Below are 14,699 nucleotides of genomic sequence, written 5' to 3' on the forward strand. Positions count from 1 at the left end.
CGCCTCTGGATAAGGCGCCCTTCTTCACCTGTCGGGAGGCCTGCTGCAGACCCTCAGGCCGCGATCGCCTGAAGCGGATGCAGCGTCCCGTCGCTATAGACGAACCGCCCCGCCCGGAACGTGGCGCGAATGCGGTGGACATCGCCCTTCTCCACCACCACCAGATCGGCGCGCTGGCCGATGGCGATCTCGCCGCGATCCAGAAGGCCCGCCGAACGGGCCGCGTTCGACGTTGCCATGGCAACCGCTGCCGGCAGATTGCCTTCCATCGCGTCGGCGATCTTGAAGATGCCGGGGACAAAGGCGGCCGGATGGTAGTCGGCGGCGATGACCGACAGGAGGCCCGCCTTGGCGGCATCGAGCGCGCTCAGATTGCCCGACATCGACTGACCGCGCAGCGCATTCGGCGCACCCATGAGTGTCCAGAGGCCGCGGCGGCGGGCTTCTTCAGCGGCATCGAGCGTCACCGGGAATTCGCTGATCGTGACGCCGAGATCATGCATTTCGGCGACCTTGGCGGCGCTGTCGTCGTCATGAGAGGCGAGGGACAACTTGTGGCGCAGCGACAGCGCGACGATCTCGCGCAGCTTGACGTCGATTGCCGGATCCTCGCGCATGGCGATGCGCTTCTGGACGACTTCGAGCGCCATTTCCCTGGTGATGGCGCGGCGCTCCGACATGCTGGTGACATAGGCTTCGATATTGTTGTATTGCCCCTGCCCCGGCGTGTGGTCGGTCAGCGACACCATGTCGACCTGATCGGCGGCGAGCAGCTTCTCCAGCGCTGGAGCAGCGCCGACATTGGTGATCTCGTAGCGGGCGTGAACCTTGTGGTCGATCAGCAGCGAATTACGCAGCCGGTTGATGCCTTCGATGACGGCGGAGGTTGTTTCCAGCGAACGGACGTGGCCATAGACACTTTCGCTGGCAAAGGAGATCGCCGCATAGGCCGTGGTGACGCCGGCGGCTGCGAGCTTCTTGTCGAGTTCATGAATACCGAAATCGATCGGCATCATCGCGTTCGGGCGCGGCGCGATCTCGCGCTCGATCATGTCGCCATGCAGATCGACGAAACCCGGCATCAGGAACCGTCCGCCGCCATCGATGGCAGCACCCGCGACAGCCTCGTCGCGAATTTCGGCGATGACGCCATCCTCGACCCGCACCGAGCCTTGGCTGATGATTTCACCGGGAAGGACGAGCGTGAAATTACTGAGCCACATGGTTTTCTCCTGATTGGGGCAAGGCGGGGACAAACCGCAGCGCATAGGCCGGATTCGTGACAGGCGGATGAAACGCCGGAGCGCGCCATTATTTTCCGGCTAACGCTACGTTCTCTCTGTTCATCGCTGCCCATTGCAGCAGGATGATCGTCTTCATATCCAAAATTTCGCCGCTTCCAATCATCGCCAGGGCGTCGTCGAGCGGGATTTCCAGCACTTCGATATCTTCATGCTCCTCCGCCAGCCCGCCGCCATCGGAAACGCGGTCCGTCGTGTCGATCCGGGCGGCGAAGAAGTGCACTACTTCGCTGTTGGAACCGGGAGAGCTATAGGCCTTGAACAGGAACCGGACGTCGCGGACCTGAAAGCCGGTCTCTTCCATCGCTTCGCGGCGGATCGCCGCTTCCGGTTCGTCGCCATCCAGAAGCCCGGCCGGGGCTTCAAACAGGAAGGGCGCCTCGCTGTGGAGATCCGGCGGCAGGCGGTATTGGCGCACGAGCACGACGGTGCCGCGTTTGGGATCATGGAGCAGGATCGTTGCGGCGGGCGTTCGGTGATAGACCTCGCGGTCGAGGCGCTGGGTGACGCCTTCCGAGTCCGTGTAGTCGATCTTGTACGCGCTGAGCTTGGTCCAGCCCCGCGAGAGCACGGTCTCGCTGACGATTTTCGCGCCAGCCTTCTCGAATTTCGTCATGCGGCGTCCTTGCGTAGCCAGACCTTGTTGTCGTGGACGGCAGCACCGCCATAGGGCGCAACAGGATCGGCGCCGGTCAGGACATTGATGCCCTCGCCGTCGACATGTGCCTTGTTCGGCCACAGTCCCTCGGCGATCAGAACGCCGGGCTTCACTTCCTCGGTGACCTTCACGTGGATACGCAGGTCGCCTCTGGTGTTGCCGATACGGACGAGATCACCGGCTTCCAAGCCATGTGCCAGCGCATCCTCAGGATTGACCATCAGTTCCGGGCGTCCCTCCTTCTGCCGCAAGGTCTTGGTCTCGGCGAAGCTCGAATTCAGGAAGTTGCGGGCTGGAGAGGTGGCGAGCCGGAACGGATGCTCGGCGTCGGCCAGTTCGATGACATCGACCTGATCCGGAAATTGCGGCAGCTCCTCGTGCGGGCCAAGGGCGCCGACGGCTGCTGGCGGCTTGTTCGGTGCGGCGCCGTTCACCCAGTCCGGACGGAAATGAAACTTTCTGTCGGCATGGGCGAAACCATTCAGGAAATGGGCGTCGTCGAAATCCGGCTGACGGTCGAACCACTTGTGTTCGAGGAAATAGTCGTAATCGGGAAGATCGCTGTCCTTGAGAACGCGATCGACCATGTCACGCGCCGTGAAGCCGAAGCCCGGGCGATCGGAGACGCCGAGTCGCTTGGCAAGCTCCTCGATGACGAAGAGGTTGCTGCGCACGGTTTCCGGCGGCTCGACCAGCTTGGGGCCGAGCAGGATGTGGTTCTGGCCGCCGGCGCGGTAGATGTCGTCGTGTTCGACGAACATCGTGGCGGGGATGACGATATCGGCCATCTCGGCGGTATCTGTCATGAACTGCTCGTGGACGGCAACAAAGAGATCGTCGCGGGCAAAGCCCTGCTTCACGAGGCGCTGTTCCGGGGCGATGTTCACCGGGTTTGTGTTCTGGATCAGCATCGCCGTGACAGGTCCGCGATGGCGAAGCGCCACGGCGTCGCCGGTCAGCGCCCGGCCAATCTGCGACTGGTCGATCATGCGGATATCCGCATCCTTCATCGACTTGCCGGTGAGTTCCGCGTTGTTCATGCGGAAGATATCGCTGTTCGAATGGAAGGCGCCGCCGCCCTCATATTGCCAGGAGCCGAGCACGGTGGCGATCGAGGCCGCCGCATGCATGGCGACCGCGCCGTTGCGCTGGCGGGTGAAGCCGTAGCCGAGGCGGAAGAAGGTCTTCCTGGTCTGGCCGACGAGGGCCGCGAACGCCTCGATCTCGTCGACGGAGAGACCAGTGATCGCAGCCGCCCATTCCGGCGTCTTGGTCTTCAGATGCGCTTCTAGACCGTCTGGGTCATCGGCATACTTCGCCATATAGCCACGGTCGGCATAGCCGTCGCGGAAGGCGACGTGCATGACGGCGCAGGCGAGTGCCGCATCGGTGCCCGGTCTGACGATCAGCGCCATATCGGCCTGCTTCATCGTCGGGTTGTCGTAGATATCGACGACGACGATCTTGGCGCCGCGTTCCTTGCGCGACTTGATGGCGTGGGTCATGACGTTGACCTGCGTCGCGACCGCATTGGTGCCCCAGATAACGACGCAATCGGTGCGGGCCATCTCGCGGGGATCCGGGCCGCGCAGCGTGCCGGTTGCCATGGTGAAGCCGGTCCAAGCGGGATTGGTGCAGATCGACGAGAAGAAGCCGGAATAGCGCTTGGCGTGGCGCAGGCGCTCGATCGAATCGCGCTGCACCCAGCCCATGGTCCCGGCATAGAAATAGGGCCAGACCGCTTCGCTGCCGTGCCTGGCTTCCGCCTTGACGAAGGCATTGGCGATTTCATCCAGCGCGTCGTCCCAGGAAATCTGCTGCCAGCTCCCTGCCCCCTTGGCGCCCTTGCGGCGCTGCGGGTGCATCAGTCTGTCGGGATGATAGAGCCGCTCCGCATAGCGCGCCACCTTGGCGCAGATGACGCCCGACGTGTAGCTGTGATCGCCCGCGCCGCGCACGCGCCCGATACGGCCGTCGTCCGTGATATCGACCTCCAGCGCGCAGGTGGAGGGACAGTCATGGGGACAGGCGGTGTGCCCGACCCGGGATTTGGCGTGAATGGGGGTCGCAATGTTCATGTGATTTCTATATGCCAACCGGAAAGCGGCCAAAAGCCGGAAAGTGCGCCGATCAGGCGAATTCATGACAGGCATCAGCAACGATGAACTACCGCCATATCTATCATGCGGGCAATTTTGCCGATGTGCTGAAACACGCCGTTCAGGCCCGGCTGATCCGCTATCTGCAGAAGAAGGACGCCGCCTTCCGCGTGCTCGATACGCATGGCGGCATCGGTCTTTACGACCTGTCTTCTGAAGAGGCGCAGAAGACCGGCGAATGGCAGACCGGCATCGGCAAACTCATGGAAGCCGATCTGGATCCGCAGGTCGCCGAATTGCTGGAGCCTTATCTCTCGGCGGTTCGCGAGCTCAATCCTGACGGCGGTATCCGCTATTATCCCGGTTCGCCGAAGCTTTCGCGCATGCTGTTCCGGCCGCAGGACCGGTTGTCGGCGATGGAGCTGCATCCCGAAGATTTCGCGCGGCTGCACCGCCTCTTCGAGGGCGATCATCATGTTCGCATCACCGAGCTCGACGGCTGGCTGTCGCTCGGCGGGCATCTGCCGCCGAAGGAAAAGCGCGGCATGGTTCTGGTCGATCCGCCCTTCGAAGAGGATGGCGAATACGACCGGCTGGTCGATGGACTGGTCAAGGGCTATCGCCGTTTTCCGGGCGGAACCTACTGCCTGTGGTACCCGCTGAAGAAGGGCGCACCGGTCAAGGAATTCCACGAGGCACTGCAGGCGACCGGCATTCCGAAGATTCTCTGCGCCGAACTCAGCGTGCGCAGCGACCGCGGCATCACCGGGTTGACCGGCTCGGGGCTGATCATCGTCAATCCGCCGTTCACGCTGAAGGACGAGCTGCACCGCATGCTCCCTGCCCTCAAGGATATCATGGCTCAGGACCGCTATGCGTCGCACCGTGCCTTCTGGCTTCGCGGTGAAGAGAAGGCTGTCGCAAACGATTGACCATGACGGCAGCGTGCGGAATAGTCCGCCGCGCCAATGCATTTTCACAGGTGAAACATGAAGCTTCTTTGCGCCACGACATCGCCCTACTCCAGCAAGGTGCGCATGGCGGCGCATTATCTCGAGCTCGATGTCACCGAGATTCGGGTCGACACCAATGCCGGTCCGGCGATCCTCGTCGATAACAATCCGCTCGGAAAGATCCCTACCCTTTTGACAGACGATGGCACGTCGGTTTTCGACAGCGTCGCCATCATGCACTATTTCCACCGGCTGAAGAAACGGAAGCTCTATCCGGAAAAGAACGGCAAGCGCACAGAGGCCGAGATTCTTGAAGCGCTCTGCGACGGGATCTGCGACTGCCTGCTCGCGATCGTCTATGAGCGCCGCTTCCGCGATGAGGAAAAAATCCACCAGCCCTGGATCGACCGGCAGTGGAAGAAGGCCGTCAGCGGCCTGAACCATATCAGCGCCCATCCTCCGAAACTTGGCAAGAAGCTGCATGGCGGCCATTTCGCTCTTGCCGCGACGATCGGCTATCTCGATCTGCGCTTCAAGGGACAGTGGGAGGCCGATCATTCGGAACTGATCGGCTGGCTGAGGACATTCGAGAAGAAATTCCCCACCTATTCCGATTTCAAGCCGCAATAACCAGACACAAAAAAGCCGAGGCAAAACCCCGGCTTTTTCGTTGATCAGATGATCTGGATTAGAACTTCACGCCGATACCGACCTTGACGCTCTGTTCGTCGTAGCCGCGCGATACGTTCGTGCCGCCCAGATTGTAGTCCTTGTCCTGGTAGTCGCTGAAGCGGTATTCGACGCGAGCCGTGATGTTGCTCGTGACGAAAGCTTCTGCACCAACGCCGACGGTGTAGCCGTAAGCCATCTTGCTATCGGAGTCGCCGAGACCGCTAACCTTGTTGTTGGTCGCAGCCAGACCGGCCGTGCCGTACAGCAGGAAGGGGTTCAGGTCGTAACCGACGCGGCCACGAACGGAGCCGTTGAAACGGTTCTTTTCGGTGATGCCGCCAGCCGAGTGATCAAGGCCGGAATAGCCGAGGTCGGCTTCAACACCGTAAACGATCTGGCCAGCCTGCCAGTTGTAGCCCGTGTACAGCTGACCGCCCATGGCGTAGCCGTTGCGGCTGTTGTTGAAGTCACCCATGTTGTAGGTGCCTGCACCGCCGAGGTAGAAGCCTTCCCAGTTACCGGCCGGGGTAACCGGCTCGTTCTGGGCTACCGGAGCTTCCGGGACCTGGTCAACTGCATCGGCAGCGTTTGCAGCGGTGAAGCCGGCTACGACGAAGGCAGAAGCCATCAGGCTAGCAATGAGTGTACGCATACTTGTCTCCTTTCAGTCTCGCGCTCTTCGTCAACTGTTTTACACCGAAGCATTCGCGAGCAATTACTAGATGTCCCTCTCGGATCGAGGGTGAAAGTGGAGCCCAATTGCGGATTTGAAAGAGCCAAATTGTGAAATGATTGTGGCGGCGGGGTGGCTGAAATTCGATGTTGCTATAGCGCAACAGACTGTTTGTTAACCATAACGAATGGTTAAATCATGAATACTTATTTTATGGATCTATATTCTCAAATAATACATAGAATATCACCACCCACAACGCAATCGCGGCACCCTATTTATCTAATGTGTACCCGCCCCTATATAGGAAGCACCTAGACTCACGGGTTAAGAAGGCAAGCTTTTGAGCGAGAAGAGACTTAGGGCAGCCCTGATAACGGGTGCAGCCAAAAGAATAGGACGCGCCATTGCCAAGGATTTGGCAGATAACGGCTTTTCGGTTGCCATCCATGCCAACGGCTCGCTCGCCGAGGCGGAGGAGTTTGCGGCGGAATTGCGGCAAAGTGGTCGTCGGGCCGTTGCGGTCCAGGGCGACCTCACAAAAATAAATGAGACGGAAAAGCTGATACAGAAGGCGTCCGACGCGCTTGGACCACTCGATCTGCTCGTCAACAACGCCTCGATTTTCCACGAGGATTCGCTGCGGACCTTCGATGCCGGCATTTGGGAAGAGCATTTTGCCGTCCATCTCAGGGCGCCGTCGATTCTCTCCGCGAAATTCGCCGAGCAGCTGCCGCAGTCTGCCGATGGGCTGATCGTCAACATCATCGATCAGCGCGTCTGGGCGCTCAGGCCGAGCTTCTACTCCTATACGCTGTCGAAATCGGCTCTCTGGACGGCGACGCAAACCATGGCGCAGGCGCTGGCGCCGCGCATCCGGGTCAATGCCATCGGGCCTGGACCGTCGATTCCAAGCGAGCGTCAGCTGCAAGAAGACTTCCAAGCGCAGGTCGCAGCCCTTATCTTGAAGAGGGGTCCTGAACTGGAGGAATTCGGAAGAACGATTCGTTTTCTGTTCGAAACGCCCTCGGTCACAGGCCAGATGATTGCACTCGACGGCGGCCAGCATCTCGCGTGGCAGACGCCCGACGTGCTGGAGATCAAGGAATGAATGCCAAGAAGCTGCCGGATGGCGGTGTTCTTTATGATGAGATCGACGAAACGGATGACGATATCGAGGTGGAGGGTGAACCTTCCGCCGCGCAGATTTCTGCCGGGATCGACTGGAACGAGGGCGGGATCAACGAGACCGGCCTGATCGGCCAGGAGCTGATCGGCGAGTTCGTCAAGCGGTTGCCGAACAGCCCCGGTGTCTATCGCATGTTCAATGCCGATGGCGACGTCCTCTATGTCGGCAAGGCGCGCAGCCTGAAGAAGCGCGTCAGCAATTATGCGATGGGGCGCGTCCACTCGAACCGCATCGCCCAGATGGTCCGCCAGACGGCCCATATGGAATTCGTGACAACCCGCACCGAAATCGAGGCGCTGCTTCTCGAAGCGAATCTGATCAAGCGCTTGCGGCCGCGCTTTAATGTGCTGTTGCGCGACGACAAGTCGTTTCCCTATATCCTGATCACCGGCGATCACCGGGCACCGGCGATCTTCAAGCATCGCGGCGCGCGTGCCCGCAAGGGCGAGTATTTCGGCCCCTTCGCTTCTGCCGGCGCCGTTGGCCGGACGATCAACTCGCTGCAGCGCGCCTTCCTGATCCGCACCTGTACCGACAGCGTCTTCGAGACGCGCACCCGCCCCTGTCTGCTCTACCAGATCAAGCGCTGTTCGGGTCCCTGCACCCACGAGATCAGCGATGCCGGTTATGGTGAGCTGGTGCAGGAGGCGAAGGACTTTCTCTCCGGCAAAAGCCAGAAGGTGAAGGCGCATATGGCGGAGGCCATGAACGCCGCCGCCGAGGATCTCGATTTCGAGCGCGCCGCCGTCTATCGCGATCGCCTCGCCTCGCTATCGCATGTCTCCAGCCACCAGGGCATCAACCCGGCCGGTGTCGACGAGGCCGATGTCTTCGCCATCCACCACGAAGGCGGGATTTCCTGCATCCAGGTGTTCTTCTTCCGCACCGGACAGAACTGGGGCAACCGCGCCTATTTCCCGAAGGCCGACCCGCAGCTGACCAGCGCCGAAGTGCTGAGCGCGTTCCTGGCGCAGTTCTACGACGACAAGCCGGTACCGAAACAGATCATGCTGTCGGAAACCGTCGATGAGATGGAGCTCCTGTCCGCCGCACTCGGCGAGAAGGCCGGGCACAAGGTCTCGATCCTCGTGCCGCAGCGCGGCGAGAAGCGCGATCTGGTCGATCACGTCGTCGGCAATGCCCGCGAGGCGCATGGGCGCAAGCTCGCCGAAACCGCATCGCAGTCACGGCTGCTCGATGGCTTCAAGACCACCTTCAACCTTCCCTATGTGCCGCAGCGCGTCGAGATCTACGACAACTCGCATATCATGGGCACCAATGCCGTTGGCGGCATGGTGGTCGCGGGGCCTGAGGGTTTCGTGAAGAACCAGTACCGGAAGTTCAATATCAAATCGACCGACATCACGCCCGGCGACGACTTCGGGATGATGAAGGAAGTGATGACGCGCCGCTTCTCGCGGCTGATCAAGGAAGAAGGGATTCCTGATCGTTCGCAGCCCGTTGCCGCAGGGATCGACGCCGCCGACATGCCCTTCCCGGCCTGGCCCGACGTTATCCTGATCGACGGCGGTCAGGGGCAGATGACGGCTGTCAGGGCGATCCTCGAAGAACTCGGCATCACCGACAGCGTGATCGCCATCGGCGTGGCCAAGGGTGTCGACCGCGAAGCCGGCCGCGAACGCTTCTTTCCGCCGGGCAAGGAAAGCTTCTCGCTGCCGCCGCGTGATCCGGTGCTCTATTTCATCCAGCGCATGCGCGACGAGGCGCACCGCTTCGCGATCGGTTCGCACCGGGCGCGGCGCAAGAAGGAGATGGTCAAGAACCCGCTGGACGAAATCGGTGGCATCGGGCCTTCGCGCAAACGCGCGCTGCTGCAGCATTTCGGTACGGCCAAGGCCGTCTCGCGCGCCGCGCTTTCCGATCTGATGGCGGTCGAGGGCATTTCGGAGGCCGTCGCGAAGGTGGTCTACAATCATTTTCACGACGACGCCGCGAAATAGGCCGTCACGGTCGCAAATTCCACGCAAAGGACAGCGAAAACCAGAAAGAATGTTGACGGTCGAGGGCCAAAGCCGTCATCTACGGGCACATCATTTCAGAGAACAGATTCATGGCATCGCGCGCATACAATATCCCGAACCTGCTGACCTACGGACGCATTCTTGCGGTGCCGCTGATCGTCATCTGCTTCTTCGTCGAGGGACGGCTGCAGAGCTCGGATCTCGCCCGCTGGGTCGCCTTCTGGATCTTCGTCATCGCCTCGGTCACCGACTTCCTCGATGGCTATCTGGCGCGCATCTGGAACCAGACGTCGAATATCGGCCGCATGCTCGATCCAATCGCCGACAAGCTGCTGGTCGCCTCGATCCTGCTGCTGGTTGCCGCCGACGGCACGATTGCCGGCTGGTCTATCTGGGCGGCGATCATCATTCTCTGCCGCGAAATCCTGGTCTCCGGGCTGCGCGAATATCTGGCCGCGTTGAAGGTCAGCGTTCCCGTGACGCGGATCGCCAAGTGGAAGACCACCTTGCAGCTGGTCGCCATCGCCTTCCTGCTGGCGGGCCCGGCCGGTGACGCCGTGCTGCCCTACACGACGCAGATCGGCATCGGCCTTCTCTGGGTCGCCGCCATCCTGACGATCTATACCGGCTACGATTATTTCCGCGCCGGCCTGAAGCATATCGTGGACGAAGAGTGATGACGCGTCTCGTCTATTTCGCCTGGGTGCGCGAGCGGATCGGCAAGAGCGAAGAAGAGATCGACCTCCCCGCCTCCGTCGTCACCGTCGCCGATCTTCTGAGTCATCTGAAAGGCTTGGGCGAAGAGTATGAGACCGCGCTTCAATATGAAAACGTCATCCGCGTGGCGCTCGACCAGGAGCATGTGGAGCACGACGAACCGATCGGCACGCCCCGCGAGATCGGGATCTTTCCGCCGATGACGGGTGGGTGAGAAGCGACGACTGCTCGCACCCGGAAAGCTGATGATGGGCAGGATCGCACACCCCAATCTCCCCCTCATTCCTGTGCTTGTCACAGGAATCCAGTGCGCCCAAGTCCTTGGGCGCGAGAGACATTTGTCTTCGTTCGGAGTCATTCACCGCGCAGACGCGCGGTGGCTGGATTCCTGTGACAAGCACAGGAATGAGGGAGAATCTGGCGAGCCCAGCGGATCAAGGCGAGAACTGCACTAATGACCACCTCCCCCACCATCCGCGTCCAGCGCGAAGACTTCGTCCTGCAGCGCGAGCTCGACCTGCTCTCCAAGGGCAAACCCGGCATCGGCGCCATCGTCACCTTCACCGGCCTCTGCCGCGACGAAGGGGGAACGCTGTCGGCGCTGGAGCTGGAACATTACCCCGGCATGGCCGAGGCCGAGATGCTCCGCATCGCCAATCTCGCGATCGAGCGCTTCGCCCTCAAGGGCCTGACCGCCATTCACCGTTTCGGCAAGATCGCCGCCGGTGAGAATATCGTCCTCGTCATCGCCGCCGCCCCGCATCGGCAAGCGGCCTTCGACGGCGCCAATTTCGTCATGGATTACCTGAAGACGTCTGCTCCCTTCTGGAAGAAGGAGCATGGCAAGGACGGCAAGACAGGCGAATGGATCGCCGCCAAGGACAGTGACGATGCCGCCCGCGACAAGTGGAAGTGACCGGGCTTCTTGCCTGAACGGCTCTAGGGAATCGCCCGCTCGCGCCTGCTCATGACCAACAGGAAGACCAGCAGCGAAAAGACGACGAAGTCGCGCCAGAGGAACGGGCCGTAGGCCGTCCAGAGGGTTTCGGCAAAGCCGATGCCTGCCGCCCCGCCCGCCGATTTCAACGGATCGGAATAGCCGCCTGCAGCCGAAATCATCAGCACCTTTAGGCCGAACAGCAGGCCGGCGCCGAAATCCATCGAGCCGTAATAGAAGGTGGTGAGGATGCCGCAGACCGTCGCCACGAAGGCAGCGGCGACATAAGCGACGAGGAATACCTTGCTGGCGCTGGTGCCGCCGAGTTCTGCGGCCATGGGATCGTCGGTGACAGCCCGCCAGATGCGCCCGAGCGATGTGCGGCGCAGGATTAGCGTTCCCACCGCGATCAGCAGCATCATCAATCCGGTATTGACCAGCTGGATATAGGTCAGCGTCACCTTGAAGGCCGCATCGCTCCAGAACACCACGGTACCATTCAGCAGCGGCGGCAGCCAGATCTCGCGGGTCTCCGATGCCAGCCGCGCCGTTTCCATCAACAGGATGGTGACACCGAGCGCGGCGACGATCACGGTGTTGGCGGAACGACGCACCAGCGGCTGCATGATGCTGCGGCCGATCCAGAAGCCGGTCAGCAGCGAATAGACGAAGGACATGGCAACGCCGATCGCCAGCGCCGCGGGCAGGATCAGCCACAGGCGGTTATAGGCAAAGTCGGTAAATAGCAGCAGCATCTGCCCGGCAAAGGCGAACATCGCACCATAGGTGATGTCAGCACGCTTGGTGACGCCGAAGGCGATCGCATAGCCGAAGGCCAGCGCGGCGTAGAGTGCCGCAAGAGGCACCGCATTCGCCAGCTGCTGCAGAAGATAGGCCATTCCAGTCCTCCGGATTTCCCGTAAAATAATAACTGGCAAAATGGCTTTTACCAGTTATATTTTCATCATGAGCTTTACATGGACCCAGCACCGCTTTTCCGGAGGCGCGCTCGCGCTTGATGTCGCCAACAGCGTGATCCTGCGCCATGACGCCGAACAAAGCATCGATCGCTTCGCAACGCCTGATCAGCTCGACAGCTTTCCGGCCGCCGCGGCGGCGTTTTGCGCCGAGCGGGCGCTGTTAGGTGATATGATGCCGGTTAAAGCAGCGAACCGCCCGGCCTTTATCGGCTTGCGCGAGGCTAGCGATCGCTATTTTCGCAGCCGCGTGGCCGGTGAGGATGATGATGGCCTTCTGGCCGATCTGCTCGAGCGGATTGCCGCCGCATTGCGCGGGGCTGCGCCCGGCGGGCTCGACGCGGCGACGGCGCATTCGGCGCTGCGGCTGATCGCCATGCCCGATCCCGAGAGAATGAAGATCTGCCGCAACTGCGGCTGGCTGTTCATCGACCGCAGCAAGAACAGAAGCCGCGCCTGGTGCGACATGACCGTCTGCGGCAACCGGGCGAAGGCCAGCCGCCACTACCGGCGCAAGAAGGAGGAGACGCCATGAAGATCAACGCGATTGCCGCGCTCGGCCTTTCGGCAATGCTGATCGCAGGCTGCCAGCGCGAGATGGAGAAGATGGTCGAGGTATCCGGCCACATCTTCGTCTTCAACTACCGCGTGGCGACCGCCACCTATCTGGTGACGCTGCGCAAGACTTCGCCGATCCCTGACGGCACTGTGGCGATCGCCGAATTTGAAAACCCGGCGGGCGGCGATCCGATCGTACTGCAGGAGAAGATCTTCCCCGCCTGGGACAAGATCACGCTGCAGAGCCCGGCGATCCATTGCGTGCGCAAGGACAAGCATTACGGCGCCAAGATCAAGCTGGTGGCCGCCGACGGCAAGACGCTGCAGGAACTGCAGACGCAGTTCGTCTCCGATGTCGATCAGGCGGCGATGCTGCCCAGCAAGCCGCTGGTGGTCGGGCCGTTCTACACGAAGAACCCGGACGTGTTTAAGGCCGACGGGACGGTGGATTATTCGAATACGGACAAGTGCCCGGCGGCTTGAGAGCTTTGCACGACGTCAAGTTCGCCGCGTCAGCCCAAACAAAAAGCCGGAGCAAAAGCCCCGGCTTCGAGAGTCATTTCAATCACATCAGCCCTCAGGCTGACATTCCGATTCAGCCGACGATTTCGGTGTCGGAGAACCAGTACTTGATTTCCTGGGCAGCGGTCTCAGGAGCGTCCGAGCCGTGAACCGAGTTCTCGCCGATCGAGAGAGCGTGAACCTTGCGGATCGTGCCTTCGTCAGCGTTTGCCGGGTTGGTCGCGCCCATGATTTCGCGGTTCTTCAGGATGGCGCCTTCGCCTTCCAGAACCTGAACGATGGTCGGGCCGGAGGTCATGCCTTCGACGAGTTCGCCGAAGAAGGGGCGTTCCTTGTGAACGGCGTAGAAGCCTTCAGCTTCGCGCTTGCTCATCCAGACGCGCTTGGAAGCGACGACGCGGAGGCCGGCATCTTCGAGCATCTTGGTGATAGCGCCCGTGAGGTTGCGCTTAGTTGCGTCCGGCTTGATCATCGAAAAGGTGCGTTCAATCGCCATTGGGTCAAATCCTCTGGTTTAGCGGGGAAAAGTGGGCGGTCTTTACCCGCCCCAACTCCCGAAAACAAGGGGGACGCGGCAATTTCACGCCGCTGTCACACCGCGTGCCCTGCCACCATGCAGGTCGAGGCAGCGATCGAGCCATGCGACGACCGGGTCATCGGCTGATAGCATCGACAATCCCGCCGTCACCCGCAGCCACTGCAGGGCGCCGAAGACGATGTAATCGGCAAAGAGCGGGCTCTCGCCGCCGATGAAGGGCTGGAACTTCAGCATGTGGCGCATGGGCTCGAGTTTGGCGGCAAAGGCCGCCTCTTCGGCGGCGCGTTCCGCGACGACATCCTCAAGCTTCCGGCCAAGCCGTTGTTCGCGGCTTTGGCGGAAATAAGCCTTGTCACCTTCGTCAAGCGCGCCGTGAATGTCCATCAGCGCCATCTTCATGATCGCCGTGTGGATCACCATCTGCGAATAGCCTTCGACCATCCGCGACAGCGCCTTGCCGCCCTCGCCGCCGAAGAGCGGCGGCCGGTCGGGATAGGCATCCTCGAGATAAAGCGCGATGGCAAAACTGTCGGAGACCAGATGGCCGTTGTCATCGAGCACCGGCAGGGTCGGCGAGAAACCGCCGCCGATCCTGACGATGCCGGCATAGGTCGTCGGGATCTCGTCGAATGCCAGCCCCTTGTGCGCCAGCGCCATCACCGCCTTCCAGCAATGCGGCGAGAAGAAATGCTGCGGCCGGGCGCCGCAGAGGGAATAGAGCGCAAGGGTCATGGCCGTCCTCTCGTGAATATCAGCCGCATTTCACGGCAAAGCGGCGCCGGGATCAAATGACGAAATCTGATGGGCGCCATCAGCTTCGGTGCTCGGCGCTTCAAGGTTGCATTAACCGCATTTTGCGCCTTTCCGGCGATGAGAGCCGGAGATACTGAAAATTCAAGCTATTTTAAAATCTGCAGTGCATA

Annotated in this window: 16 protein-coding genes; 9 read left to right on the plus strand and 7 right to left on the minus strand. The window is 61.2% G+C overall.

Annotation, left to right across the window (positions count from 1 at the left end; translation table 11 throughout):
• Positions 1 to 53 precede the first annotated feature (53 nt).
• The 3 genes from AC1DV9_RS19915 to AC1DV9_RS19925 form a co-directional block, all read right to left on the minus strand.
• Positions 54 to 1,223: an alpha-D-ribose 1-methylphosphonate 5-triphosphate diphosphatase gene (locus AC1DV9_RS19915; protein ID WP_477949785.1), complete on the minus strand. Its 1,170-nt coding sequence runs from the start codon at positions 1,221 to 1,223 to the stop codon at positions 54 to 56.
• An 88-nt stretch (positions 1,224 to 1,311) separates the two neighbouring features.
• Positions 1,312 to 1,917: an NUDIX domain-containing protein gene (locus AC1DV9_RS19920; protein ID WP_477949786.1), complete on the minus strand. Its 606-nt coding sequence runs from the start codon at positions 1,915 to 1,917 to the stop codon at positions 1,312 to 1,314.
• Positions 1,914 to 4,037 (minus strand): molybdopterin-containing oxidoreductase family protein, encoded by a 2,124-nt coding sequence (locus AC1DV9_RS19925; protein ID WP_477949787.1) that lies wholly within the window; start codon positions 4,035 to 4,037, stop codon positions 1,914 to 1,916. The genes AC1DV9_RS19920 and AC1DV9_RS19925 overlap by 4 nt, the downstream gene beginning before the upstream one ends.
• Before the next feature lie 83 nt (positions 4,038 to 4,120).
• Between AC1DV9_RS19925 and AC1DV9_RS19930 the strand changes: the two genes are divergently transcribed.
• Both AC1DV9_RS19930 and AC1DV9_RS19935 read left to right on the plus strand, forming a co-directional pair.
• On the plus strand, positions 4,121 to 4,990 hold the full coding sequence (locus AC1DV9_RS19930; protein ID WP_477949788.1) for a 23S rRNA (adenine(2030)-N(6))-methyltransferase RlmJ: 870 nt from the start codon (positions 4,121 to 4,123) through the stop codon (positions 4,988 to 4,990).
• Positions 4,991 to 5,047: 57 nt separating this feature from the next.
• The gene (locus AC1DV9_RS19935) at positions 5,048 to 5,641 is read left to right on the plus strand and encodes a glutathione S-transferase (protein ID WP_477949789.1); all 594 of its coding nucleotides are present in this window, start codon (positions 5,048 to 5,050) and stop codon (positions 5,639 to 5,641) included.
• 58 nt (positions 5,642 to 5,699) lie between these two features.
• Here AC1DV9_RS19935 and AC1DV9_RS19940 read toward each other — a convergent pair whose 3' ends face one another.
• Complete coding sequence (locus AC1DV9_RS19940; RefSeq protein ID WP_112389558.1) at positions 5,700 to 6,335, minus strand: outer membrane protein; 636 nt, start codon at positions 6,333 to 6,335, stop codon at positions 5,700 to 5,702.
• A gap of 364 nt (positions 6,336 to 6,699) precedes the next feature.
• Between AC1DV9_RS19940 and AC1DV9_RS19945 the strand changes: the two genes are divergently transcribed.
• The 5 genes from AC1DV9_RS19945 (at position 6,700) to AC1DV9_RS19965 (ending at position 11,160) form a co-directional block, all read left to right on the plus strand.
• On the plus strand, positions 6,700 to 7,467 hold the full coding sequence (locus tag AC1DV9_RS19945) for an SDR family oxidoreductase (RefSeq protein WP_477949790.1): 768 nt from the start codon (positions 6,700 to 6,702) through the stop codon (positions 7,465 to 7,467).
• Entirely contained in the window at positions 7,464 to 9,506 is a 2,043-nt protein-coding gene (gene uvrC / locus AC1DV9_RS19950; RefSeq protein ID WP_477949791.1) for an excinuclease ABC subunit UvrC, read from the plus strand. Before AC1DV9_RS19945 ends, uvrC begins: the two co-directional genes overlap by 4 nt.
• Positions 9,507 to 9,616: 110 nt before the next feature.
• Complete coding sequence (gene pgsA, locus AC1DV9_RS19955) at positions 9,617 to 10,204, plus strand: CDP-diacylglycerol--glycerol-3-phosphate 3-phosphatidyltransferase (protein WP_112389555.1); 588 nt, start codon at positions 9,617 to 9,619, stop codon at positions 10,202 to 10,204.
• Positions 10,204 to 10,458: a molybdopterin converting factor subunit 1 gene (gene moaD / locus AC1DV9_RS19960; protein ID WP_310298185.1), complete on the plus strand. Its 255-nt coding sequence runs from the start codon at positions 10,204 to 10,206 to the stop codon at positions 10,456 to 10,458. Before pgsA ends, moaD begins: the two co-directional genes overlap by 1 nt.
• 240 nt (positions 10,459 to 10,698) lie before the next feature.
• Complete coding sequence (locus AC1DV9_RS19965) at positions 10,699 to 11,160, plus strand: molybdenum cofactor biosynthesis protein MoaE (RefSeq protein WP_477949792.1); 462 nt, start codon at positions 10,699 to 10,701, stop codon at positions 11,158 to 11,160.
• Positions 11,161 to 11,183: 23 nt separating this feature from the next.
• Here the strand turns inward: AC1DV9_RS19965 and AC1DV9_RS19970 are convergent, their stop codons facing one another.
• On the minus strand, positions 11,184 to 12,080 hold the full coding sequence (locus AC1DV9_RS19970; RefSeq protein ID WP_477949793.1) for an ABC transporter permease subunit: 897 nt from the start codon (positions 12,078 to 12,080) through the stop codon (positions 11,184 to 11,186).
• 67 nt (positions 12,081 to 12,147) lie between these two features.
• Between AC1DV9_RS19970 and AC1DV9_RS19975 the strand changes: the two genes are divergently transcribed.
• Entirely contained in the window at positions 12,148 to 12,693 is a 546-nt protein-coding gene (locus AC1DV9_RS19975) for a CGNR zinc finger domain-containing protein (RefSeq protein WP_477942187.1), read from the plus strand.
• Positions 12,690 to 13,199 (plus strand): hypothetical protein, encoded by a 510-nt coding sequence (locus AC1DV9_RS19980; RefSeq protein WP_477941941.1) that lies wholly within the window; start codon positions 12,690 to 12,692, stop codon positions 13,197 to 13,199. Before AC1DV9_RS19975 ends, AC1DV9_RS19980 begins: the two co-directional genes overlap by 4 nt.
• 112 nt (positions 13,200 to 13,311) lie before the next feature.
• Here AC1DV9_RS19980 and ndk read toward each other — a convergent pair whose 3' ends face one another.
• Both ndk and AC1DV9_RS19990 read right to left on the minus strand, forming a co-directional pair.
• Positions 13,312 to 13,734 carry a nucleoside-diphosphate kinase gene (ndk, locus tag AC1DV9_RS19985; protein WP_016553456.1) on the minus strand — a complete coding sequence of 141 codons (423 nt, stop codon included), beginning with the start codon at positions 13,732 to 13,734 and terminating at the stop codon, positions 13,312 to 13,314.
• An 84-nt stretch (positions 13,735 to 13,818) separates the two neighbouring features.
• Positions 13,819 to 14,508, minus strand: a complete 690-nt coding sequence (locus AC1DV9_RS19990) for a glutathione S-transferase family protein (protein WP_477941940.1) — start codon at positions 14,506 to 14,508, stop codon at positions 13,819 to 13,821.
• Between the last annotated feature and the right edge of the window lie 191 nt (positions 14,509 to 14,699).

The organism is Rhizobium sp. 01L410 (assembly GCF_056400165.1).

What these genes read in the sequence shown, in the direction of transcription:
- AC1DV9_RS19915 (WP_477949785.1), bottom strand. Translation starts at nt 1,223, where the DNA reads ATGTGGCTCAGTAATTTCACGCTCGTCCTTCCCGGTGAAATCATCAGC.
- AC1DV9_RS19920 (WP_477949786.1), bottom strand. Translation starts at nt 1,917, where the DNA reads ATGACGAAATTCGAGAAGGCTGGCGCGAAAATCGTCAGCGAGACCGTG.
- AC1DV9_RS19925 (WP_477949787.1), bottom strand. Translation starts at nt 4,037, where the DNA reads ATGAACATTGCGACCCCCATTCACGCCAAATCCCGGGTCGGGCACACC.
- AC1DV9_RS19930 (WP_477949788.1), top strand. Translation starts at nt 4,121, where the DNA reads ATGAACTACCGCCATATCTATCATGCGGGCAATTTTGCCGATGTGCTG.
- AC1DV9_RS19935 (WP_477949789.1), top strand. Translation starts at nt 5,048, where the DNA reads ATGAAGCTTCTTTGCGCCACGACATCGCCCTACTCCAGCAAGGTGCGC.
- AC1DV9_RS19940 (WP_112389558.1), bottom strand. Translation starts at nt 6,335, where the DNA reads ATGCGTACACTCATTGCTAGCCTGATGGCTTCTGCCTTCGTCGTAGCC.
- uvrC (WP_477949791.1), top strand. Translation starts at nt 7,464, where the DNA reads ATGAATGCCAAGAAGCTGCCGGATGGCGGTGTTCTTTATGATGAGATC.
- pgsA (WP_112389555.1), top strand. Translation starts at nt 9,617, where the DNA reads ATGGCATCGCGCGCATACAATATCCCGAACCTGCTGACCTACGGACGC.
- moaD (WP_310298185.1), top strand. Translation starts at nt 10,204, where the DNA reads ATGACGCGTCTCGTCTATTTCGCCTGGGTGCGCGAGCGGATCGGCAAG.
- AC1DV9_RS19965 (WP_477949792.1), top strand. Translation starts at nt 10,699, where the DNA reads ATGACCACCTCCCCCACCATCCGCGTCCAGCGCGAAGACTTCGTCCTG.
- AC1DV9_RS19970 (WP_477949793.1), bottom strand. Translation starts at nt 12,080, where the DNA reads ATGGCCTATCTTCTGCAGCAGCTGGCGAATGCGGTGCCTCTTGCGGCA.
- AC1DV9_RS19975 (WP_477942187.1), top strand. Translation starts at nt 12,148, where the DNA reads ATGAGCTTTACATGGACCCAGCACCGCTTTTCCGGAGGCGCGCTCGCG.
- AC1DV9_RS19980 (WP_477941941.1), top strand. Translation starts at nt 12,690, where the DNA reads ATGAAGATCAACGCGATTGCCGCGCTCGGCCTTTCGGCAATGCTGATC.
- ndk (WP_016553456.1), bottom strand. Translation starts at nt 13,734, where the DNA reads ATGGCGATTGAACGCACCTTTTCGATGATCAAGCCGGACGCAACTAAG.
- AC1DV9_RS19990 (WP_477941940.1), bottom strand. Translation starts at nt 14,508, where the DNA reads ATGACCCTTGCGCTCTATTCCCTCTGCGGCGCCCGGCCGCAGCATTTC.